The organism is Nocardioides humilatus, assembly GCF_008373755.1.
Taxonomy (GTDB): domain Bacteria; phylum Actinomycetota; class Actinomycetes; order Propionibacteriales; family Nocardioidaceae; genus Nocardioides; species Nocardioides humilatus.
This window is the reverse complement of record NZ_VUJV01000001.1, coordinates 141,770-164,031: the sequence shown is the minus strand read 5'-3', so window position 1 is coordinate 164,031 and position 22,262 is coordinate 141,770. Positions and strand designations below refer to the sequence as shown.

The window sequence follows — 22,262 nt, the reverse complement described above, 5'->3', positions numbered from 1 at the left end:
AGGAGAACTTTCATGACCACCCTTCCTGTCGTTGTGATCGGCGCCGGCCCCCAGGGGCTCGCCGCTGCCGCCCACCTGCGTGAGCGCGGACTGACCCCGGTCGTCGTCGAGCAGGGCCCGGGCCCTGCCGCAGCGGTCGCCGAGTGGGGCCACGTCCGGCTCTTCTCGGCCTGGCCCGAACTGGTCGACGGCGCGGCCGCCCGCCTGCTCGAGCCGACCGGGTGGACCGCGCCGACGGCGGGCTATCCGACCGGTGCCGACTGGATCGAGCACTACCTCGCCCCGCTCGCTGCCGCCCTCGGCGAGCAGGTGCGGTATGACTCTCGGGTGATCGCAGTGTCGCGGAAGGGCCGGGACCGGCTCGTCGACTCGGGTCGGGCCGATCAGCCCTTCACCGTGCACCTGCGCAACGCCGCCGGCGACGAGGAGCGGATCGAGGCCCGGGCGGTCATCGACGCCTCCGGCACCTGGCGCCGCCCCGGCCCGGCCGGCGCTGACGGCATCCCCGCGCTCGGCGAGGTGGCAGCGACCGCCGCCGACCTGGTCACCTACGAGGTCCCCGACCGGGCGCGCCCCCAGCGGTTCGCGGGGCGCCACGCCGTCGTCGTCGGCGCGGGCGCGTCTGCGTTCAACGCGATCATCGAGCTCGCCCGGATCGCCGAGGCCCACCCCGGCACCCGGATCACGTGGGCGCTGCGGCGTCAGGTCTCCGGCTCGACCTTCGGCGGGGGAGACGCCGACCAGCTCCCCGCCCGTGGAGCGCTGGGGCAGCAGGCGAAGCAGGCCGTGACCGACGGCGTCGTCGAGCTGCTGACCGGCTTCCGGACCTCGAGCGTCACCGTCGCCGACGGCGCCGCGGTCGTCGCCTCCGAGGACGGCCGGGTGCTCGCGCCGGCCGACAGTGTCGTCGTGCTCACCGGCTTCCGGCCCGACCTGTCCTTCCTCTCCGAGCTGCGGCTCGACCTCGACCCGACGCTGGAGGCGCCGCGCGCGATCGCGGCGGAGATCGACCCCAACATCCACTCGTGCGGTTCGGTCCGCGCCACCGGCGCCCCCGACCTGGCGCAGCCCGAGCCCGACCTCTACCTGGTCGGCATGAAGTCCTACGGTCGCGCGCCCACCTTCCTCGCGCTCACCGGCTACGAGCAGGTGCGCAGCGTCGCCGCTGAGCTCGCCGGCGACCACGAGGCCGCCCGCAAGGTCGAGCTGGTGCTCCCCGACACCGGCGTGTGCGGTGGTGCCGGCGTGTTCGACGAGCCCGCGGGCGACGGCGGCGGTTGCTGCGCCGCTCCCAGCGACCAGCTGCTCACCGTGGGAGCGAAGGTGGGGTGCTGAGCGCGCCGCCGCGCGGAGTGCTGGCCGCCCTCTGCGTGACGGTCACCATCAGCTACGGCGCGCTCTACTACGCCTTCGCGGTCCTCGCGCCGACGATCGCCTCCGACACCGGCTGGGGGCTCACCCAGATCACGGCCGCCTTCTCCGGAGGCCTGCTGATGTCCGGAGTCGCGGGCGTGTTCGTGGGGCGCACCATCCAGGCCGGCGGCCCGCGGCGACCGATGACGGCAGGAGCGGTCATCGGTGCGGTCGGGCTCGCGGCGGTGGCGGTCGCGCCGTCGTACGGCACCTTCGTCCTGGCGATGCTGCTCTGCGGCACCGGCGCCGCCGGCCTGTTCTACACACCGGCGTTCGCCGCGATCACGCACTGGTACGGCGACCAGCGGATCCGCGCACTGACGACCCTGACCCTCGTCGCGGGCTTCGCGAGCACCGTCTTCGCTCCGGTCGTCTCCGTGCTGGCCGACCGGACCAGCTGGCGGGTCACCTACGCCGTGCTGGCCGTCCTGCTGCTCCTCGTCGTCGTACCGGTCCATCTCTCGGCGCTGCGGCACCCCTGGGTCCCCTTCGACGACCACGACGGCGCGGGCGCGGAGCGCGACAGCATCGTCTTGCGGAGCCCGGCCTTCGTGCTGACGGCGGTCGGCGCGACGGCGGCGACGCTGGCGATGTTCGCCGCGCTCGTCGCGCTGATCCCGCTGCTGGTGGAGCGGGGCATGACGCCGACCCTCGCCGCGTGGGCGCTCGGGCTCGGCGGCGCGGGGCAGTTCCTCGGTCGGGTGATCTTCCCGAGGCTGACCGCGGTGACCGGCGTGCAGCACCGGGTGCTCGGTGGCATCGGTGCGATCGCGCTGACCACGCTGGCGCTGGCGGTCGTGCCGGGCCCGGCCGCAGTGCTCGTCGCGCTGTCCGTCGTCGCCGGCACCGCCCGCGGCTTCTACACCCTGGTCGGCGCGACGCTGGTGGCCGACCTGTGGGGGCCCGAGCGTTACGCCGCGCTCAACGGGGTGCTGGGCGCCCCGCTCGCTCTCGCCGCTGCGCTCGGACCGTTCCTGGGCGCGTGGGTCGCCGATCTTGCCGGCGGCTACCCGGCAACCTTCGTCGTGCTGGCTGCCCTTGCCGCGGTGGGCGCTGCTCTGGCGATGCTGGGCGTCCGCTCGGCGCCGCGCCCGGTTGCCGTTGCTGGCTAGGGTGCCGGGCATGGCCGACCACCCTGTCCTGCGACCGATGCCGGCCGGTGCGGAGGTGCTGGGGGACCAGCTCCGGATCGCGGTCGACGAGATAGCCGCGTGGATGCGGGAGTACGGCGACCACGCCACCCATGCCGCCCAGGACATCGACCTCGGCGCGTTGGAGGCCGCGACCACCGAGCTCCGCTCGCGGCTGCGGGACAACTACCCCTTCCACCACCCGCGCTACGCGGGCCAGATGCTCAAGCCGCCGCACCCCGCGGCCGTCATCGGCTACGTCACCGCGATGCTGATCAATCCCAACAACCACGCGCTCGACGGTGGTCCGGCGACGGCCGCGATGGAGAAGGAGGTCGTGGCGCAGCTGGCCGCGATGTTCGGCTTTCCCGCTGCTCCCGGGCACCTTGGCCACCTCACGTCGAGCGGCACGATCGCCAACCTCGAGGCGCTCTTCGTCGCGCGAGAGACCCACCCCGGCAAGGCGATCGCCCACAGCGCCGACGCCCACTACACCCATGCCCGGATGGCGCACGTGCTTGGCATCGAGTCGGTCGCCTGCCCGACCGGCGCCGACGGCGCGATCTCGGTCGAGGCGCTCGAGCCGCTGCTCGCGTCGGGTCGCGTCGGCACTGTCGTCGCGACCACCGGCACGACCGGGCTCGGCGCCGTCGACCCCGTCCACGAGATCCTTCCGCTGGCCCGCCACCACGGCGTACGCGTGCACGTCGATGCCGCCTACGGCGGGTTCTTCCGGCTCATCGCCGACGACACCGCCGACGGCGTGGCTGCGGCACCCTTCGCCGCGATCGCCGACTGCGACTCCGTCGTCATCGATCCCCACAAGCACGGTCTGCAGCCCTACGGCTGCGGCGCCGTCCTCTTCCGGGACCCGGGCGTGGCCCGGCACTATCTGCACGACTCGCCCTACACCTACTTCACCTCCGACGAGCTGCACCTCGGCGAGATCTCGCTGGAGTGCTCCCGTGCGGGTGCCGCGGCGGCGGCGCTGTGGCTGACCACGCGGCTGCTCCCGCTGACCGCTGACGGGTTGGGCGCCGTACTGCGGCCCGGGCGGCGGGCGGCCGTGGAGTGGGCACGGCTGATCTCGGAGTCCTCCGAGCTCGACCTCTACCAAACTCCGGCGCTCGACATCGTCACCTACCTGCCGGCTCGCGCACGCCTGTCGGAGGTTGATGCGGTGAGCGCGGCCGTGCTGGCGCGCGGGATGGCGCTTCCGCCCGCGGAGTCGCTGCACCTCGCGACCTACGCGGTCAGCGGGTCGTCGCTCGCGGCTCGCGGCCATCAGGTCGACGCCGACGTGGACACTGGGCGGATCCTGCGGAGCGTGCTCATGAAGCCCGAGCACGAGGCCGCTGTGCCCGACCTGCACGCCGCGGTGCTCGCCGCTATTGCGGCTGGGTGAAGAAACCGTCGGGGTCGTAGGTGGCGCGCACCTGCTGGAGCCGCGACCAGTTGTCGCCGAAGTAGGCCGAGCCCGGGTCGGGGAGAGTGGCGTCGGCGTAGTTGACATAGGCGTGGTCGCCCCAGGTGGGCGTCATCCGGCTGCGCAGGTCGCCGACGTACGACGCCGCCTGGTTCGGGCTCCCTGAGGTGTAGGTCGCGGTGTACTGCACGGTGGCCAGCGCCCCGCGATGGACGAACGCCGTGTCGGCCGGTGCCAGGTCGGCGACACGTCCGCCGAGGGCATCGATCGAGACGCCTGCCTCCTGGAGGGCGCCCGGCGTTGCCCTGATGGCGTCGACCAGATCGGTGAGAGCGCTGGCGTCCGGTGGTTCGTAGGCGACGTGCGAGGTCGCCGCGAAGGCCTCGCGCGCGCCGGTGCCGGCATAGGCCTCCATCGCCTCGAGGTAGCCCCGGGTGTGGTCGTAGCGTCCGGACGGCCCGGTGGCCAAGATCGGCGCGAGCATCGCGTCGAAGCCGCTCGCCGGTCCGACCCAGGTGATGGTCGCGCCGAGCGACGGACCGTCCGGATGAGCCGCGCCGGCGAGGAGCTTGATGGTCGACCAGGCCCGCGCGTCCGCCGCACCGATCCAGTCGAGCCAGGCGGGGATGACCGTGGCCGCTGCGGTCGCCGGCCAGGTCAGGTAGGTCGAGACGATCGTCGGCGCCTCGACCGTGTCAAAGGTCAGCGACGTGGTCACCCCGCTGTGCCCGCCACCGCCGCCGCGGAGCGCCCAGTAGAGATCGGGATGCTCGTCGGCCGATGCGGTGAGGATCCCGCCGTCGGCGGTGACCACCTGGGCGGCGGTGAGGTGGTCGCAGGTCAGGCCGAAGGCGCGGGTCAGTACGCCGACCCCGCCACCCAGGGTGAGCCCGCCCAGGCCGACGGTCGGGCACGAGCCGCCGGGGATCGCGCGCGCTCTTGCCGCGACTCCGCTGTAGACGTCGGCGAGGTGGCGCCCTGGTCCCATGGTCGCGCTGGTGCCCGACCAGGTGAGGCCGTCGAGCCGACGGCAGTCGAGGACCAGCCGGCCGTCGCCGGCGGACCATCCGGGATAGCTGTGCCCGCCCGATCGGAGGGCGATGGGTAGACCGTTGTCGTTGGCGAACCTGAGCACCGTCGCCACGTCCTCCGCTGAAGCGACCTCGGCCAGTGCGAGGGGGCGCGCGGTGTCATAGCGCGGGTTGGGGGTGAGCCGCAGACCGCCGTACTGCGGGGAGTCGGGGCGGACCAGGTCGCCGTCGAGACTGCGCGCGAGCTGGTGCCAGGGAGTGCCCGTGGGCGACGTGGTCGTTGCCGCCGGTGTCGAGGGAGAGGGCGAGGCCGATGACGGAGGGCGACTGCTGTCGGTCTTCGAGCACGCAGTCAGGGCTGCCGCCGATCCCGCGGCGAGCACCGCCCGTCGGCTCCAGAACGTCACCCTCGGATTCTGCCCGTCGGGTGGGTAGCGGACGGTCTCGCCGCTCGGTGTTGCAACTCCTTCGCGACGAACTGCGTCCTCCTGCTGAGGCAATCGATGAAGCAGACGACGCGATGAACGACGACTTCGAACGCAGGGTGCGTTCGTTGTACGAGGCGCCGTTCACGCTTGCCTCGATCAGGATCCGTGCACGTGCCCTTCGGCGACGGCGGCGCCGTGCGATCGCAGGCGCGCTGGCGCTCGTGGCCTTGGGCCTGCCTGCCGGTGCTCTGCTGATCGACCGCAGTGACGTCGCGGCACCTCCCGTCGGGTTCGCTTCCCTGGCGTCGGCGAGCCGTCCCTGTGCGCTGGCGGACGCTCGCAGAGCGACTCCAGGGCGGATGCGACGTCGGTCGGCTACGCCTCGCCCAGGTCGGCCGTTCGCACGCGGGTCGCTGAGGGCACCGAGCTCGTCGAGCTCGCAAAGTCGACCGATCACGCGGAGGTGATCGCCGTGACCTCCGGTGAACAGGGCGCGGTCCTCTTCACCGTCGACCGCCGCCCCTTGGGCTGGTCGGTCACGGGTGAGGTCAGCTGCTGAGCCCTGGCACGTCGGCGACGTTGACTCGCTACGGATTGATCGTGATCTCGAGGTCCTGGGTGGCGGTGTTGGCGGTCGGCTTGGTCCCGTCGGTCAGACGCACAGTGAAGTGGTGGACGCCGATCGTCGTGGGCCGGCCGCTCAGCGTGCCGGAGGAGCTCAGCTTGAGGCCGGCAGGCAGCGCGCCCGTGAGAACCGTCCACTTCCGGGCGGACTTGCCGCCTTGGGCCGTGAGCTTCGTCGTGTACTTCTGGCCCACGTAGCCCTCGAAGAGGCTGGTCGTCGTGATGAACATCGGATCCACGTCGAAGACGAAGACCTGGGTGTCGGTGAACTTCACGGGGGTCGAGTTGTCGGTCACCTGGAGGTAGAAGACCCACGAGCCGGGGTTGGCGAGCGTCCCTGAGAGCCGGCCCTTGGACTGCAGCTTGAGGCCGGGCGGCAGCGTTCCGCCTGCGAACGACCACTTGTACTTCGGCGTGCCGCCGGCCGCCGTGAGGTCGGTGCGGTACTTCGTGCCGGCCAGCCCGGTCGGCAGGAAGGCGGTCGTGATCTGGGTGGTGGTGTCTTGCCAGCTGCGCTCGAGGTAGTGGTTCTTGACGGCGAGGCCGGTCTTGCTCGGTGCCCCGGTCTGCGCGTCGTCGGTCAGCGTGTACTTGCCGCCGTTGTTGCACGGCACTCCGTCGAGCGGCAGCCACTGCCAGCCCAAATAGCTGATGCCATAGACGTCGGCCCAGTCGAGGAAGTTGTCGATGCCGGTGGTCTTGCAGTCGGAGCGTCCGTACTCGCCGACGATCAACGGGTGGAAGGTCGACACGTTGACGAGGTCGCTGCGGCACGGGTTGTCGTCGAGGCCGCAGGTGTTGCCCGGGTAGGCGTGGAACGAGATCGCGATGTTGTCCATCCAATCCGTCACCGGGAGCGTGGACCCCGACAGTCGGTCGAAGTACTGCGAGTACTGCAGGCCCGAGATGAGGAGCACGTTGGTCGCTCCCTCGTTACGTACGGCGTCGATCAGGTCCTGCATGCCGGCGACCTCGTAGGTCTGGTTGGTCGGGCTCTGCGACGCGTCGTACCAGGTGGCGGTGCAGCCGTTGGCCCAGCAGTCCCACGCCGAGTCGATGTCGGTGATGTCGCTACCGGGTGCGCTCGCGCCCTCCTCGAACTCGCGGTTGAGGTAGGGCTCGTTGAAGAGGTCGAAGACGACGTTGCTGTCGCCGCCGAACTCCAGGGCGAGCTCGCTCCAGAACTGGACGGACGTGTCGGCGTCGGCCATCGAGGACTGTCCAGTGGCGAGGTGCCCGTCGGGGGCGGCCCAGTGCAGGTCGGCGATCGCGACCATGCCGCGCGAAGTGATCTGGTTGATCCAGGTCGTCATCTCGGTCCGGTACGGCGCCCCGACCCACGGGTTGCCGGCGAGCTGGGGCTTCGTGCCGAACCAGCAGTCGGAGTTGAGGGGCACGCGGACGGAGTTGATGCCCCACGTCTCCATGGCGTCGAGGACGTTCTCGCGGCTCGCCGCGTCGTCGAGCCCAGCGACGAAGCCCCAGCCGCCGCTGCAGGCGTACTCGCTGCTCATCAGGTCGGCGCCACGGAGCTGGACGGCCAGGCTGTTGCCATCGAGGAGGTAGGCGCCCGACACGTGCAGCCCGTTGACGACAGAGGAGCCCGGTGCCGGATCGGCGGCGGCGTCGTGGCCGGGGCCGGCTGCCGTCAGTGTCGCGACCGCCAGTGCGATCGCCGTGATCCGGACCAACGACTTCTTCGCGAGCTGTCCGCTCATCACTGCACCCCATGCTCTCGTGAACCAGAAGCGGCCCCGAGCGCCGGGATCGAAAGTACCCCGCCGCGCAGCCCCGCGGGTAGGAACTGTCCGACGGCTCACACCGCGGGGGTCAGGCCTGGTCGACCCGCACCCAGAACGCCCCCGCGTCGGCATCTTCGACCGGGTGGATCCGGATCGTGTAGGTGCCGCTCGAGGGGACCTCGTAGTCCTTGATGAGCGGGTTGGAGTATTCGCCCGAGTCGTCGTCGCTCGCGACGACCTGCCCGTCGGGGCCGATCAGCTCGAGGAACAGGTCTGCGATGTTGACCGGCTCGGAGAAGGTCACCACGGAGATCGACTGGCCCTCGGTGAGGTCGACGGGGGTCTCGAACACCCCGCCGTCGCCGGTGAACTCGCCGAAGGACAGGTTGGTGCCCACATCGGCGGTGGGGGCGAGCTTGGTGACCGTCAGGTTGAAGCCGCCGTTGGTCTCCGGAGCGAACATCCGGACCACGACCGAGTAGGAGCCGGCCTCGGGGAGCTTGGCTGAGATCTGGGGCTCGTTGCCCGGCCCGCTGTCGTCGTCGAAGGCGATGAGCGTCCCGTCGGGCGCGCGGAGCTCGGCGACCAGGTCGACGTCGGCCTGGCGTCGGGTCGCGTCGATGCGTACGACGTCGCCGGCCTCGACCTCGAAGTCGAAGTCCCTGGTCGAGTCCATCGTCGGCAGCTCGCTGATGAGGTCGACGAGCTTCTTTCCGGAGACGGTGGAGCTGCCGAGCGTGGGGCTCTGGACATCGGACGGCGTCCGCGCGTCGTCCTTGGCGTCGTTGTCGTCGTTGGCCTTCACGACAGCGGTGGCGATCGCCGCGAGCGCGACGACTCCGACGACGGCGGCGATGACGGCGCCTCGGCGGGAGCGCTTCGGCGGTTTGCCGCCCGCTGGAGCAGTCGGCCGGGCCGGGGGAGCGGGAGCGGCACCGTCGGGCTGACTGGCACTGCCGCGCCAGACGACCTCGCTGGCGGACTGCGGTCGTGACAGTCCCCGCAGCTCGAGGGTGCCGAGGCTGTGGAAGGCGAAGCCGCCCCGCGAGCCGACCAGCGACTCGACGAGGCCCGAGACCAGGATCTGGCCGCCCTCCGCGGAGTCGCAGAGGCGCTTGGCGATCGTGACGGGCGTGCCGAAGTAGTCGTCGCCCTCGACCGTCACGTCACCGGCGTTGATGCCGACCCGCACGCCGATCGTCTCGGCGCCGTGCTCGGAGTTGTAGGTGTCGACGCCGCCCTGGATCGCGATCGCACAACCGATCGCGTCGAGCGCGCTCGCGAAGGCCACCATGTGCCCGTCGCCGAGCGTCTTCACGATCCGGCCGCCGGTCGGCTCGACGGCTTCCTCGATGATCTGGAAGAAGCGTCGTCGCACGGTCTCGGCGTCGTCATCGCCCAAGCGGTCGCCCATGGCTGTGGAACCGACGAGGTCGGTGAACAGCAGGGTCATGGTGTTCGACAACGCCACGCCGCCGATCGTAGCGATCGGCAGCCCCCTCGGGGATCAACCCATCGACTGCAAGACGCGCGCCGCTGAGGCGGTCGCTCCGCGGATCAGTCCGAGCCCGAGAGCGGCGTCGCCGATCGTGTGCACCTCGACTGCGGGAAGTTGCTCGGCGATGGCGTCGGCCAGCGAGGTGTCCGGCACGACCGTTCCGGCCAGCACCACAGCGTCGGCGGGCAGCTGGCGGGAGGTCCCGTGCGCGGGCGTGTAGCGCACCCCGTCGATCGTGATCGCCTCCACGAGGCAGCCCACGTGCACCGTGACGCCGAGGCGGTCGAGTCGGTCGAAGTGCTCGGTGCGTCGCTTGGACCCGAACTCCGCGCCGATCTCCGGTCCGGTCTCCAGGATCGAGACCAGCTGTCCGCGGGCGGCCAGCACCTCGGCGTACTCCACCGCCGCCAGGCGGCCACCGACCACGACCACCCTGCGTCCGTCGGGCAGCCGCTCCGGGTCGAGGCCGACCGTGACGTGCGGCAGGTCCGCCCCGGCGATCTCCGGTACGACGACCGCTCCACCGGTCGCCACGACGACCGTCGTCGCACCCAAGGCGACCACGGCGTCGACGTCGGCTTCGGTGCCGGTCCGGACGACGACACCCGACCGCTCGACCTCGGCGAGCAGCCAGTCGAGGTAGGGCCGGTTCTCAGGATGGACGGCGGATGCCGCGACCAGCGCGCCGCCCAGGTGATCCGCGCGCTCGAGCAGGACGACGTCGTGACCCGCGCGGTCGGCCAGGCGCACCGCCTCGAGCCCCGCTGGCCCGCCGCCGATCACCATGACCCGGCGGGGCAGTGCGGCGGGGACGAGCACGAGCTCGCGCTCGTAGCCGGTGCGCGCGTTGACCGCGCACTCGGTCGCCAGCTTCTCCTCGAGCGTGTCTATGCAGTTCTCGCACGAGATGCACTGCCGCACGCGGCTGCTGTCGCCCTCGGTGAGCTTCCGTGGCAGGTCCGGGTCGGCGAGCAGCGGCCGGCCGAGCGCCACGAAGTCGGCGCGCCCGTCGGCGAGTACCGCCTCGGCCAGCTCGGGGGAGTGCAGCCGACCGACCGCGATGACCGGCACGTCGACCGCTTCCTTGACCGCTGCGGCCGCGCCGACGTTGAGACCGTCGCCGCGGTCGGAGGCGTTGACCATGCCCGTGACGAGCCGGTCGATCACGCCGCCGCTGACGTGGAAGGCGTCGACGCCGGCCTCGACGAGCAGGGGAGCGATCGAGGCGGTGTCGTGGACCGGTCGCCCGCCGGCGACGCGCTCGTAGCCGGAGATCCGGAGGGTGATCGGGAAGTCCACGCCCACCTCGCTCCGGATCGCCTCGAGTGCCTCGAGCACGACCCGGATGCGGCCCTCGACCGACGAGCCGCGGTAGCGGTCGCCCCGCCGGTTGCGCTGGGGGGCGAGGAAGGAGCCGAGGAACATGTAGCCGTGCGCGGCGTGGAGCTCCATGCCGTCGTACCCGGCCTCGCGCACGCGGCCGGCCGCCGCCCGGAACTGGTCGAGGATCGCGGCGATCTGCTCCTTCGTGGCCTCCGCGGACGGCCGACCGGTCAGGTAGGACGGGATGACGGACGGGCCGAGCGACGTGACGCCGTGCATCTCCGGGCCCAGCCCGTCGGGGCCGGCGTGCACGATCTGCGGCTGGATCCGCGCGCCGTGCTCGTGCACGGCGTCGACCAGCGTCCGGTGCGCTGCGATCGCAGCGTCGGACCCGATCTGCAGGCCGCCGGGTGTCTCGGGGTGCAGGTGGTCGATCCCCGTCGCGCCGACCGTGATGAGCCCGACCCCGCCTGCGGCGCGGGCGGCGAAATAGGCGACGGTCCGCGCGGAGGGCAATCCGTCGGGGGTGCCGTACATGGTCTCCATGGGCGACATGACGATCCGGTTGCGGATCTCCATCGATCCGATCCGCCCGGGAGCCAGGAGGTGACCAAACGACTGCGACATAGAACATGTTCTACTTCATGACTACGCTGAGCGCGTGGACTTCGCCATGGTGGCCGCCTACCAACCCGTCGACCAGCTCGTGCCGCTGGCGCGCGCGGCGGAGGAGCACGGGTTCCGGGCCTTCAGCCTGGCCGACCACGTGATCGACCTCGAGGAGGTCGCGACGCCCTATCCCTACACGCCCGACGGCAAGCGTCGCTGGGAGCCGGACGTCGACTGGCCGGACCCCTGGGTGACGGTCGGTGCGCTGGCGCAGGTCACGACCCGGCTGCAGTTCTTCACCTCGATCTACGTCTCGGCGATGCGCAACCCCTACGTCGTCGCCAAGGCCGTGGGCACGGCCGCTGCGCTGTCGGGTGGTCGGGTTGCACTCGGCATCGGCGTGGGCTGGTGCCGCGAGGAGTTCGATCTGCTCGAGCAGGACTTCACGACGCGCGGTCGCCGCACCGACGAGGGGCTCGCGCTCATGCGCGAGCTGTGGAAGCCGGGCTGGACCGAGTTCGAGGGCGAGTTCTACTCCTGCGACCGACTCGTCATGCGGCCGCACCCACCGGCTCCGATCCCGGTCTGGGTCGGCGGTCTGTCCGACATCGCGCTGCGGCGCGCGGCACGCAACGACGGCTGGGTCGGCGACATGGCGACGGTCGACGAGGCGGTTGAGGTCGCGCAGCGACTCCGGCGGCTCCGTGAGGAGCAGGGGCGGGGCGACGTACCTTTCGAGGTCGCGCCGGCGCTCACCGACGCGCTGACGCCCGACGACTTCGCCCGCGCCTCCGAGGGCGGCGTGACGCTCTGCATGACGATGCCGTGGATGTACTACTGCCGCCAGGACGCCCCGCTCGAGGCCAAGCTCGAGGGCATCGCCCGCTTCCGCGAGGACGTCATCGACAAGCTCTAGCTCGGCGGCACGAGCCGCCGGCGCAGCGCCACCAGGTCGGCGATGGCGCCGGTGAAGCGGGTCGTGCTCTCGCCCGCCTGGGTGTCGTCGAAGTAGTGGCGCCGCGTCTCCTCGCGAGCAGCACGGTGCTCGTCGTCGGCGAGCCGGGCGGCGAGGACGCGGGTGAGGGCCTCGATCGTCGTGACGTCGATGATGTCGGCGCAGCGGCTCACGGGCACGTCGCGCAGCAGCGCCACTCGGTCGATGGCGCGGTCGGTGATGAGGATCGGCTTGTCGGTCTTCAGGTAGAGCCAGTCGAGGCCGACCGAGGAGACGTCGGTGATCATGGCGTCGCACCCCGTCATCACCGGCAGGATGTCGCCCTCGGTGACGGAGATGTGGCCCGCTTCGGGGTCGGCTGCCGCGGCCTCGACGATGCGCTGCAGGATCGCGGCGTGGTTGGTCGCGATCGCCGGGGTGAGGCTGGTCGTCACCTTCGGGTGCGGCTTGTAGACCAGCCGCACGGCCGGCAGCGCGAGGACCGCCTCGACGATGGCCGGACCGAGCACGTCGACCGATGTGTAGTCGTTGTAGTCGGCGTCGCCCTCCCAGGTGGGTGCGTAGAGCACCGTGCTCCGCGGGGTCGGCGGTAGGGGAGAGGGGCCGATCAGGTCGAGCTGCGGACGGCCGATGCGCACGAGCGTCGAGCCGTCGAACTCCATCAGGTGCGTCAGGTGACGCTGCACCGCCGCCTCCCCGGCGACGAACACCCGGTCGTAGGCCTTGGCGTTGTTGCTCACCATGCTCTGCTTGTCGCTCTCGCCGTGGTTGATGTGCACGTGGAGCATGCGGTGGTTGAGCAGCGAGTCGACGTTGGTGCGGGAGTTGTTGCAGTAGAGGACGACCGAGGCATCGAGGGTCTCGTAGGTCTTGGCCAGCTCGTCGAAGCCCGCGGCGAGCAGCACCGGGATCGTCGTACGGTCGTGCAGCAGCCGAGCCACCTCGGCGTTGCGCACCACGACCCGCACCGGGTGCTCGCGGTCGAGCACCTCCAGCACCGGCAGCCACTGCGTCAGCTGGTAGACCCGGGTCGGGTCCTCCCCGAAGTAGGCGACGACGTCGGTCTGCTTCTGCACATCGGCAGGTTAAGACCTCAGCGGCGGAACTCCCGCATCCGCTTCATGTAGCTGCGGAGCCTCCACGCGGGCACCCCGCGCGGCCAGTCGTCCGCCCGGAACCACGCGTCGGACCCGCCGTCGACGAAGAGCACGCTGCCGCAGAGGAAGTCGCCCGCCTCCGACAGCATGAAGACGACCCAGTCGGCCAGCTGGCCGGCATTGCCGAACCCACCGATCGGCACGGGGAAGCGCTTGATCGCCTTCGCCTCGTCCGGGGATGCGAGCTGCTTCTCCAGCAACGGAGTGAGTACGGCGCCCGGCGCGATCGCGTTGAGCCGGATCCCGGCTCCGGCCCAGTCGGGGAGGACGGCGTTGCGGCGCACCCACCGGCTGATCGCAATCTTGCTCGACGCGTAGGCGAAGGTCGGCGCCTGCTTCCCGACGATCTTCAGTGCCTTGACGACCTTGTCGACGTCGCCCTCCAAGAACCCGCGCACCGCCCGGCCCGGCACCATCGGGACGGTCGAGCTGGAGTTGCTGGAGAAGACGACGACCTTGGCCTTGTCGGCCGCGGCAAGCGCAGGACGCCACGCCTCGAGCAGCTCGACCACGCCGAAGTAGTTGACCTCCGCGATCAGTCGGACGTTGCCCGCGGCCGGCCCCACTCCAGCCGCCATCACCGCGCCGTCCAGGGTGCCGCCGCACAGCTCGAGCACCTTGGTGGCCGCGCTGCGGCGACCGAGCGGTGTCGAGAGGTCGGCCGTGACCGTGGCGTCGACGATGTCGACGTCGATCACGGTGTGACCGGCGGCGGTCAGCTTCTCCGCGACAGCGCGGCCCATGCCGGACGAGGCGCCGGTCACTGCGTAGGTGCTCACGAGGGACGAGCGTAGTAGAACGTGTTCCATTCTGCTGGTTGAGGTGCGAGCGCTGCGAGCCTCGAAACCATTGGCCCGGGATCGGCCCGGCTGGGATGATGAGCCGGTGCCGTCGTCCAGCCAGTGGCTCGCCTTCCTCGTCGCCTCGATCCTCTTCATCCAGGTGCCGGGTCCGAGTCTGCTCTTCACCATCGGTCGCGCCCTGACCGTCGGGCGGCGCGATGCGCTGCTGTCGGTCGTCGGCAACGGGATCGGGCTGATGGTGCAGGTGGCGCTGGTCGCGGTCGGACTCGGAGCGGTCGTCGCCGCGTCCGCGTCGGCCTACACGACGATCAAGCTGATTGGCGCCGCTTACGTCATCTACCTCGGCGTCCAGGCGATCCGCCACCGCGGTGACGCCCGGCTCGCGCTCGAGGCGACCGCCGACGCACCGCCGCGGCCGTCGACGGCCTGGAGCTCGGTGCGCACCGGGGTGATCGTCGGCGCGACCAACCCCAAGACGATCGTCTTCTTCGTGGCCTTCCTGCCGCAGTTCACCAGCGACGCCGGTGACCCGGGCATCGCGCTCGGCGTCCTCGGTCTCGTCTTCGGTGCCATGGCGATCACCTCCGACAGCATCTGGGCGCTGGCGGCGAGCAAGGCCCGCGACTGGTTCTCGAGCCGTCCGCAGCGCCTCGACCGGTTGGGCGCGACCGGGGGCCTGATGATGGTCGGCCTCGGCACGACGATGGTCCTCGCCGACTAGCTCCCCCGACTAGCGGCCCGCGCCGCCGAGGTTGTTGCTATCGTGTCCATGTCGCGCGACGTGCCCGTCCTCTGAGTGACTGCAGTCCGCGCCGTGACCGCCGGCCGTCCCGGCTGGCGACTGACCGTAGGGACATGAGTGGCTCGTGGAGGCCAGCGCCGACCCGCGCAGCAGCGCCGGGGAGGCCAGACGAAGACCGTCCGGCGTGACGAGACGGGGATCATCCCTGTGCTTGCCCGTGTGGTGCGGGAGGTGGAGGCCGCGGTCGCGCGGCGCTCGGCCATGCCCGATGTCCACGCCAAGTTCCAGGTGGTCGCCCTCCTGGCTCGCGAGGAGCGCACCCGCGTCAAGGCCGACGAGACGCTGTCGGACGCCAAGCGCTCCGAGGAGCTGAAGCGGCTCGACGGCATCGCGACGATCCTGGCGCAGACCGCCGCCCGCGACCCGCGGCTGTTCGACCTGCTCGGCGAGGATGCCGAGATCTCGGATTCCGCGGAGGAGCTCAAGCGCGAGCTGCAGCGTCGGGCCGGCTACGACGTCCCCGAGCCCGAGGTCCTCGGCGTCATCGACCCCGACCAGGTGCTCGCCGAGCGGCGGGCCATCCCGCAGTCGGTGATCGCACGTCAGCTCGCCAACCCGTTCCTCGCTCCCGACTTCGACTCCGGCTACGCCGTACGCAAGCCGACGGGCCGCCTCGCGACGTGGGAGCTGCTCGGCCCGCTCTTCCGGTCCTTCGAGGACACCACCCCCGGCGCCCCGGTCTGCATGGAGCTCCCCGAGGAGCCCGGCATGGTCATGGTGCCGCCGGGCCGTGAGCTGATGAAGCACCAGGCGCAGCTGGTCGAGGCGGCGGCCGAGGGTCACCGCACCTTCCTGCTCGCCGACGAGCCCGGCCTCGGCAAGACCGCGCAGGCGCTCCTCGCCGCCCAGACGGCGGAGGCCTACCCGCTCCTCGTCGCGGTGCCCAACGTCGTCAAGACCAACTGGGCCCGCGAGGTCGAGCTGTGGACGCCCAGCCGACGCGCGACCGTGCTCCACGGTGACGCGATGGACGTCGACGGCTTCGCGGACGTCTTCGTCGTCAACTACGAGATCCTCGACCGGCACATCGGCTGGCTGGGCCAGCACGGCTTCCGCGGGATGATCGTCGACGAGGCGCACTACATCAAGAACAAGACCTCGCAGCGCTCGCAGAACGTCCTCGAGCTCGCCGAGCGGATCCGCAAGCGGGTCCCGCACCCGCTGCTGATGGCGCTCACCGGCACCCCGCTGATCAACGACATCGAGGACTTCCGCGCGATCTGGCAGTTCCTCGGCTGGATCGACGACAAGAAGCCGACGGCCGAGCTGATGGCTGAGCTCGACGACACCGGCCTGACCCCGGCGGACCGCTCGTTCTATCCGACCGCGCGGCAGGTCGTCGTCGACATGGGCATCGTGCGGCGGCGCAAGGTCGACGTGGCCTCCGACATCCCCGCCCGCCGCATCGCCGACGTACCCGTCGAGCTCGAAGGTGAGGCCGGTCGCTCCATCCGCAAGGCGGAGGAGGACCTCGCCCGGCGCCTGGTCGAGCGCTACGACCGCGCGCTGGAGACCCGGCGCAACCAGACGATCATCGAGGGCATCGACCACGACCTGGTGCGCCAGGTCGCGACCTGGGAGCGCGAGGACATCTCGACCGAGTCGGGCGAGAACGTCTTCGGCATGCTGCGCCGGATCGGTCAGGCCAAGTCCGGCCTCGCGGCCGACTACGCCGCGCAGCTCGCGCGCAACGCCGGCAAGGTCGTCTTCTTCGCCAAGCACATCGACGTGATGGACACCGCCGAGGAGACCTTCGCGGCACGCGGCATCAAGTCGGTCTCGATCCGCGGCGACCAGACCAAGTCAGCGCGCGAGAAGGCGATCGACTCCTTCACCAACGACCCCGAGGTGCAGATCATCGTCTGCTCGCTCACGGCCGCCGGCGTCGGCATCAACCTCCAGGTGGCGTCCAACCTGGTGCTCGCCGAGCTGTCGTGGACCGATGCCGAGCAGACCCAGGCCATCGACCGGGTCCACCGGATCGGTCAGACCGAGCCGGTCACGGCGTGGCGGGTCATCGCGACGCAGACGATCGACACCCGCGTTGCCGAGCTGATCGGGAGCAAGGCGGGCCTTGCCGCCCGCGCACTCGATGCCGAGGTCGAGGAGGGCGACGGTGGCTTCGACCTGCAGCTCGAGGCGCTGGTCGGCCTGCTGAGCGGGGCGCTCGAGAAGCGCGAGACGACCACCCTCTTCTGACGGTTTGGGGCAAAATGGCCCGATGCCGTGGACCCGTGCGGCGGCGCTCGACGACGAGCACCGCGCCCGCCTGATCGCCGCCGGTGTCGACGCCGACGTGCTCGCCTCGACCCCGCTGCGGCTGGTGACCGACCCGCTGCCGGAGTGGTGGCACGAGCTGGGCAACGCGCTCTACCTCGGAGACGACGTCGACGACGTCGACCTGCCGCACAAGCTCATCGACAACATGAGCTATTACGAGTTCTCCGACGTGATCCTGGTCGTCGCGAGCCCCACCAACAACGTCGCGTCGCTCCTCGTCGGGGGCGACGGCGCGACCGTCTTCCTCGGCCCGCGCAGCGCCTTCACCGCCAGCGAGATCTATTGCGGCGCGCACTCGACGATCGTGCTCACCTCCGACGTCATCGCCACGCGGTGCGCGATCGTCGACGCCCGCAACGGGGGCTCGGTCATCGCCGCGCCCGACCAGCTGTGGGCGGCCAACGTCTACATCGCCACCGACGACATGCACCGCCTCGAGGACGCGGAGACGGGTGCCCGGATCAATCCGTACGGCGCCCACATCCGACTCGGCCGTCACGTGTGGCTCGGCCGTGAGGCGATCGTCAGTGGTCACTGCGAGGTAGGGGACGGTGCCGTCGTCGGCACCCGGGCGATGGTGCGCGGCCAGAAGGTGCCGCCCCGCACCGCGGTGGGCGGATGTCCCGCTCGGGTCATCCGTGAGGGCGTCACCTGGCGGGGCGACGACATCCCGTAGCCGGAGCCGGGCGCCTAGCGCTCGATGCGCGCCTGGGCTCGGTCGAAAGCGTCGTTGAGGCTCCCGAGTCCTGCGATCACGGTCGCGGCATGGTCGGGGCCGAGCTCACCCAGCGCCTCGCGCATCGCGGCGGCACGCAGCCCCGCGTCGTGCCGGTAGTCGTCCTCGCCGGCGGCGGTCGCACGCACCGTGCGTGCGGTCTGACCCGGGGTGAGAGCCCGCTCGGCCAGGCCGCGGTCGATCGCGCTGTTGACCTGGCGGTTGATCGTCGACTGCTCGAGCTGGAGCTGCTCGCCGATCTCCTTCAGCGTCATCGGGCCGGTCTCGACGAGCAGCCAGAGGATCTTGAACGCCGAGTTGTCGAGCCGGGCGTCGGGGTAGTTCGTCATCCTCCGGCGGCTCAAGCGGATCAGCTCGTCGCCCAGGGCGCGCAGCAGCGCGTCGTCGATGGCGTCCGGGTCGGTCACGCGGATGAGGATAGACCGCGAAGATTCGTTGCCGAAATCAAGCATATGTATGATGCATACTCGTGACGACCCGACCGTACCCCGCCGTGGCCGCCCTCTGTTTCGGCGGACTCGCTGCGGCGACGACCCAGACGATGGTGATCCCGCTCCAGAGCGAGCTGCCGACCCTGCTCGGCGCCGCTCCCGCCGACACCGCGTGGGTCGTCACGGTGACCCTGCTCGCCGCGGCGGTCGCGATGCCGGTCGCCGGCCGGCTCGCCGACATGGTCGGCAAGCAGCGGGTGCTGCTCGCGAGCGCCGCGATGCTCGGCCTCGGCTCGATCGTCTGTGCACTGTCCGGCCCGCTGGTGCCGATGCTCGTGGGGCGCACCCTGCAGGGCCTGGCGATGGGATTCATCCCGGTCGCCATCTCCTTGATGCGTGAGATCGTCCCGCCGAAGATGGCCGCCACCGCGATGGCCGCGATGAGTGCGACGCTCGGCGTAGGCGGCGCGATCGGCCTGCCCCTCGCGGCCTGGATCGCCGACAGCGGTCACTGGCACCTGCTCTTCTGGATCGCGGCCGGACTGGCGGGGATCGTGGTCGCGGCGGTCGCGCTCGCCGTCCCGCACCTGCACGACGCCCACCCCAGCCGATTCGACGTCATCGGCGCCCTCGGCCTGGCTCTGGGGCTCGTCAGTTTCCTCGTCGGTGTCTCGAAGGCGAGCACCTGGGGGTGGGGCGACGGTCGCACTTGGGGCGCGATCGTCGTCGGCATCTTGGTGCTGCTCGCCTGGGGCGCCTACGAGCTCGGCGTCGACCAGCCGATGGTCGACCTGCGCACGAGCGCGCAGCGCCCGGTGCTCCTGACCAACCTGGCGGCCGTCGCGATCGGCTTCGGCATGATGGCGCAGTCGATCGTGGTGCCGCAGCTATTGCAGGCCCCCGTGGCCAGCGGCTACGGGCTCGGGCAGACGATGCTCGAGGCCGGTCTCTGGATGGCGCCGGGTGGGCTGATGATGATGCTGCTCTCGCCGGTGTCCGGTTCGATGATCGGCCGGGTCGGTGCGAAGGTGACGCTGATCGTCGGCGGCATCGTCCTCGGTGGCGGCTACCTCGTCGCGGTGCTGCTGATGGGCTCGCCGTGGCAGCTCATGATCGCGGCGGCGATCGCTGCTGCCGGCGTCGGCATCGGCTACGCCGCCATGCCGACCCTGATCCTCGACGCGGCCCCGCCGCGCGAGGCTGCGGCCGCGGTCGGGCTCAACTCGCTCATGCGCTCGGTCGGTACCACGACGGCGGCCGCTGTCATGGCCACGGTCCTGACGAGCAACACGAAGGCGGTCGGCGGCTTCGCCCTGCCGAGCGAGCACGCCTTCGAACTGTGCTTCGTCATCGGTGCGGTGGCGGCGTTCGTCGGGGTCGCGATCGCCGCGGCCATCCCGCGGGTCTCGCGCCCCTCAGTCGACCTTGCGGGCCAGGGTGACGGCGAAGCTGTCGGTGGGGTCGGTCCAGATCTGCGCGAGCTCCAGGCCGACCACGCCTAGCTCCTCGCGCAGCTGTGCTTCGGTGAACTTCGTCGAGATCTCGACCCGGATCTCCTCGCCCGATGCCAGGTCGAGCGTCAGCCTGGCGCCGGGGATGGTCACGTGCTGGGGCATCTCGGCGCGCAGGCGGAGGTCCATGCGGTGCATGTGGCGGTCCCAGAAGGGCACGTAGGAGTAGGCATCAAGGTCGAAGTCGGCGCCGAGCTCGCGGTTGAGCACGCGCAGGCTGTTCTTCACGAAGGCCTCGGTGATGCCTTGCGGGTCGTCGTAGGCCGTGATCAGTCGGTCGGCGTCCTTGACCAGGTCGGTGCCGAGCAAGAGCTCGTCGCCCGGATCCATCGAGTCGGCCAGGGCGCCGAGGAAGGCGCCGCGCTCCTCGACGTAGAGGTTGCCGATGGTGCCGCCGAGGAACGCCACGAGCTTGTGGCGGTAGCCGGTGAGGTGGCCCAGGTGGAGGGTGAAGTCGCCAACGACGGCCTCGACCTCGGTGTCGGGGTAGCGGGCAGCCAGCATGATGGCGGCGTCGCGCAGGGTCTCCTCGGAGACGTCGACCGGCACGAACCGCTCGAGGCGGCCGGCCTCGGCGAACGCGTCGAGGAGCACCCGGGTCTTGTCGCTGGTGCCGGAGCCGAGCTCGACCACCGTGGTCGCCCGCGAGGTCGCGACGATCTCGGCCGCGCGGTCGCGCAGGATCGTGCGCTCGCACTCGGTGGGGTAGTACTCCGGCAACCGAGTGATCTGGTCGAACAGCTGCGACCCGACCTCGTCGTAGAGCCACTTGGGCGGCAGCGTGCGCGGGATCGAGCCGAGACCTCGTCGTACGTCGGTCACCAGGCCGGCTTCGGCCCAGTTGCTCTGCAGGAGGACGGACACCTTGGGGGAGTTCATGCGGCGGCTCCATCATCGGCCAGCCGTACGCCGGACAGCGCCCAGCGGGACTGGTGGGGGAAGAAGTTGCGGTAGGACGCGCGGGTGTGACCCGCCGGGGTCAGTGCGCACCCACCCTTGAGAACCATCTGGTTGCTCATGAACTTCCCGTTGTACTCACCGATCGCGCCCGCGGGCGGGTGGAAGCCGGGATAGGGGTGGTAGGCCGAGGAGGTCCACTCCCAGCAGTCACCGAACATCTGGCGCAGTCCGCCGGACGCCGGGGGAGCGGCTTCGGGGTGGAAGCTGGTCGTGTTGGCGAGATTGCCGGTGGGCACGTCGGTGGTCGAGGCCGTCGCGCCCCGGGCTGCGTGCTCCCACTCGGCCTCGGTCGGCAGCCGCTTGCCGGCCCACGACGCGTAGGCCTCGGCCTCGTAGAAGCTGACGTGGCTCACCGGGAGGCCTGGGTTGACCGGCCAGGTGCCGTGGAGCGTGTGCTCGAACCAGACGCCGTCGACCTCGGTCCAGTAGAACGGAGCTTCCCAGCCCTCGGTCGTGACCTTGGCCCAGCCGTCGCTCAGCCAGTGCTCGTGGCGTCGGTAGCCGCCGTCGGCCATGAACTCCCACCACTCGCCGTTGGTGATGAGTCGGTCGGCGATCCGGAACGGCCTCAGCCACTGCTCGTGGCGCGGCAGCTCGTTGTCGAAGCAGAAGCCGCCGTCGCGGCTGCCCTCGTGACCGACCTCGACGAGGCCACCGTCGACCTCGACCCAGCCGAGCCGGTCGGGCGTCGACTCGGCGGTGGGGCGGCCGGCGTAGACGGGCTGCAGGGGGTTGCGGCTGAGCACGTGCTTGATGTCCATGAGGAGCAGTTCCTGGTGCTGCTGCTCGTGGTGGAAGCCGAGCTCGATGGTCGACGCCAGCTTGGTCAGCGCCCCGTCGTCGAGCCGCGCAATCAGGTCGTGCATCCGGTCGTCGACGTTGGATCGGTAGACGCCCACGTCGTGAGCCCCCGGGCGGCTGATCAACCCGCGGTCGGCGCGGCTGTAGCGCGGGCCGACGGCCTCGTAGTAGCTGTTGAAGAGGAACCAGTACTTGTCCTGGAAGGGCGCGAACGACGCTTCGTTGTCTGCCAGGACGAATGTCTCGAAGAACCACGTCACGTGCGCGCGGTGCCACTTGGTGGGGGAGACGTCGGCCATCGACTGGACCGTCTGGTCCTCGGGGGAGAGCGGAGCGGCCAGCGTCTCGGTGTAGGACCGCACCTCGTCGTACCTGCTCTGGAGCGTGGTCGGGTCCCATCCCGCCCCCGCTGTCACCGCAGTCGTGCTCGTCATGCGTGCACCTCACTCGTCTCGGGTGTCGATCCCAGGATGTTCACTACCCAACCGCGAGCCAAGCAGGCGGCTGGTGAGCGTCGAACCACCATCACGTTAGAGACAGTCACCGACAGCCCGCGAGCGTTACACGTTGCACAACAAATCATGACCGGTCGGAATATACCC

The 22,262-nt window shown here is 70.8% G+C and carries 17 protein-coding genes; 8 read left to right on the top strand and 9 right to left on the bottom strand.

Features of this window, described 5'->3' with window-relative positions; all coding sequences use genetic code 11:
* Positions 1 to 12: 12 nt before the first annotated feature.
* Genes F0U44_RS00785 through F0U44_RS00775 form a run of 3 tightly spaced genes read left to right on the top strand, consistent with a single transcriptional unit; the run spans position 13 to position 3,948 of the window.
* Positions 13 to 1,335, top strand: coding sequence for an NAD(P)-binding domain-containing protein (locus F0U44_RS00785; protein WP_149726374.1), 1,323 nt, complete (start codon positions 13 to 15; stop codon positions 1,333 to 1,335).
* Entirely contained in the window at positions 1,329 to 2,525 is a 1,197-nt protein-coding gene (locus F0U44_RS00780) for an MFS transporter (protein ID WP_223163533.1), read from the top strand. The genes F0U44_RS00785 and F0U44_RS00780 overlap by 7 nt, the downstream gene beginning before the upstream one ends.
* A gap of 10 nt (positions 2,526 to 2,535) precedes the next feature.
* A complete protein-coding gene (locus tag F0U44_RS00775; protein WP_223163532.1) occupies positions 2,536 to 3,948 on the top strand; it encodes a pyridoxal phosphate-dependent decarboxylase family protein in 1,413 nt (470 codons plus the stop codon).
* Here F0U44_RS00775 and F0U44_RS00770 read toward each other — a convergent pair.
* The 4 genes from F0U44_RS00770 to F0U44_RS00755 form a co-directional block, all read right to left on the bottom strand.
* Positions 3,932 to 5,407 carry an FAD-binding oxidoreductase gene (locus F0U44_RS00770; protein ID WP_149726373.1) on the bottom strand — a complete coding sequence of 492 codons (1,476 nt, stop codon included), beginning with the start codon at positions 5,405 to 5,407 and terminating at the stop codon, positions 3,932 to 3,934. The genes F0U44_RS00775 and F0U44_RS00770 overlap by 17 nt on opposite strands.
* A gap of 608 nt (positions 5,408 to 6,015) precedes the next feature.
* The gene (locus F0U44_RS00765) at positions 6,016 to 7,770 is read right to left on the bottom strand and encodes a cellulase family glycosylhydrolase (protein ID WP_188113249.1); all 1,755 of its coding nucleotides are present in this window, start codon (positions 7,768 to 7,770) and stop codon (positions 6,016 to 6,018) included.
* A 112-nt stretch (positions 7,771 to 7,882) separates the two neighbouring features.
* Positions 7,883 to 9,265, bottom strand: a complete 1,383-nt coding sequence (locus tag F0U44_RS00760) for a pre-peptidase C-terminal domain-containing protein (protein WP_149726371.1) — start codon at positions 9,263 to 9,265, stop codon at positions 7,883 to 7,885.
* Positions 9,266 to 9,301: 36 nt separating this feature from the next.
* Positions 9,302 to 11,242 (bottom strand): oxidoreductase, encoded by a 1,941-nt coding sequence (locus tag F0U44_RS00755; RefSeq protein WP_149726370.1) that lies wholly within the window; start codon positions 11,240 to 11,242, stop codon positions 9,302 to 9,304.
* Positions 11,243 to 11,276: 34 nt separating this feature from the next.
* Between F0U44_RS00755 and F0U44_RS00750 the strand changes: the two genes are divergently transcribed.
* Complete coding sequence (locus tag F0U44_RS00750) at positions 11,277 to 12,140, top strand: TIGR03619 family F420-dependent LLM class oxidoreductase (RefSeq protein WP_223163531.1); 864 nt, start codon at positions 11,277 to 11,279, stop codon at positions 12,138 to 12,140.
* Here the strand turns inward: F0U44_RS00750 and F0U44_RS00745 are convergent.
* Both F0U44_RS00745 and F0U44_RS00740 read right to left on the bottom strand, forming a co-directional pair.
* The gene (locus tag F0U44_RS00745) at positions 12,137 to 13,255 is read right to left on the bottom strand and encodes a CDP-glycerol glycerophosphotransferase family protein (RefSeq protein ID WP_149726369.1); all 1,119 of its coding nucleotides are present in this window, start codon (positions 13,253 to 13,255) and stop codon (positions 12,137 to 12,139) included. The two genes, F0U44_RS00750 and F0U44_RS00745, sit on opposite strands and share 4 nt — an antisense overlap.
* A 17-nt stretch (positions 13,256 to 13,272) precedes the next feature.
* A complete protein-coding gene (locus tag F0U44_RS00740) occupies positions 13,273 to 14,115 on the bottom strand; it encodes an SDR family oxidoreductase (protein WP_149726368.1) in 843 nt (280 codons plus the stop codon).
* 106 nt (positions 14,116 to 14,221) lie between these two features.
* Here F0U44_RS00740 and F0U44_RS00735 point away from each other — a divergent pair, with 106 nt between their 5' ends.
* The 3 genes from F0U44_RS00735 to F0U44_RS00725 all read left to right on the top strand — a co-directional run bounded on the left by F0U44_RS00735 (position 14,222) and on the right by F0U44_RS00725 (position 17,897).
* Entirely contained in the window at positions 14,222 to 14,860 is a 639-nt protein-coding gene (locus F0U44_RS00735; protein ID WP_149726367.1) for a LysE family translocator, read from the top strand.
* A gap of 228 nt (positions 14,861 to 15,088) precedes the next feature.
* Positions 15,089 to 17,140: a DEAD/DEAH box helicase gene (locus F0U44_RS00730; RefSeq protein ID WP_306461699.1), complete on the top strand. Its 2,052-nt coding sequence runs from the start codon at positions 15,089 to 15,091 to the stop codon at positions 17,138 to 17,140.
* A gap of 22 nt (positions 17,141 to 17,162) precedes the next feature.
* On the top strand, positions 17,163 to 17,897 hold the full coding sequence (locus tag F0U44_RS00725) for an acyltransferase (RefSeq protein WP_149726366.1): 735 nt from the start codon (positions 17,163 to 17,165) through the stop codon (positions 17,895 to 17,897).
* Between the two features lie 14 nt (positions 17,898 to 17,911).
* On the opposite strand, the gene F0U44_RS00720 is transcribed toward F0U44_RS00725, so the two are convergent.
* Positions 17,912 to 18,364 carry a MarR family winged helix-turn-helix transcriptional regulator gene (locus F0U44_RS00720; RefSeq protein WP_188113248.1) on the bottom strand — a complete coding sequence of 151 codons (453 nt, stop codon included), beginning with the start codon at positions 18,362 to 18,364 and terminating at the stop codon, positions 17,912 to 17,914.
* Between the two features lie 62 nt (positions 18,365 to 18,426).
* Between F0U44_RS00720 and F0U44_RS00715 the strand changes: the two genes are divergently transcribed.
* On the top strand, positions 18,427 to 19,890 hold the full coding sequence (locus F0U44_RS00715; protein ID WP_246160217.1) for an MFS transporter: 1,464 nt from the start codon (positions 18,427 to 18,429) through the stop codon (positions 19,888 to 19,890).
* Here F0U44_RS00715 and egtD read toward each other — a convergent pair.
* Together egtD and egtB are read right to left on the bottom strand one after the other, a co-directional pair.
* A complete protein-coding gene (egtD, locus tag F0U44_RS00710) occupies positions 19,804 to 20,778 on the bottom strand; it encodes an L-histidine N(alpha)-methyltransferase (protein WP_149726364.1) in 975 nt (324 codons plus the stop codon). The genes F0U44_RS00715 and egtD overlap by 87 nt on opposite strands.
* Entirely contained in the window at positions 20,775 to 22,094 is a 1,320-nt protein-coding gene (gene egtB, locus F0U44_RS00705) for an ergothioneine biosynthesis protein EgtB (RefSeq protein ID WP_149726363.1), read from the bottom strand. The genes egtD and egtB overlap by 4 nt, the downstream gene beginning before the upstream one ends.
* Between the last annotated feature and the right edge of the window lie 168 nt (positions 22,095 to 22,262).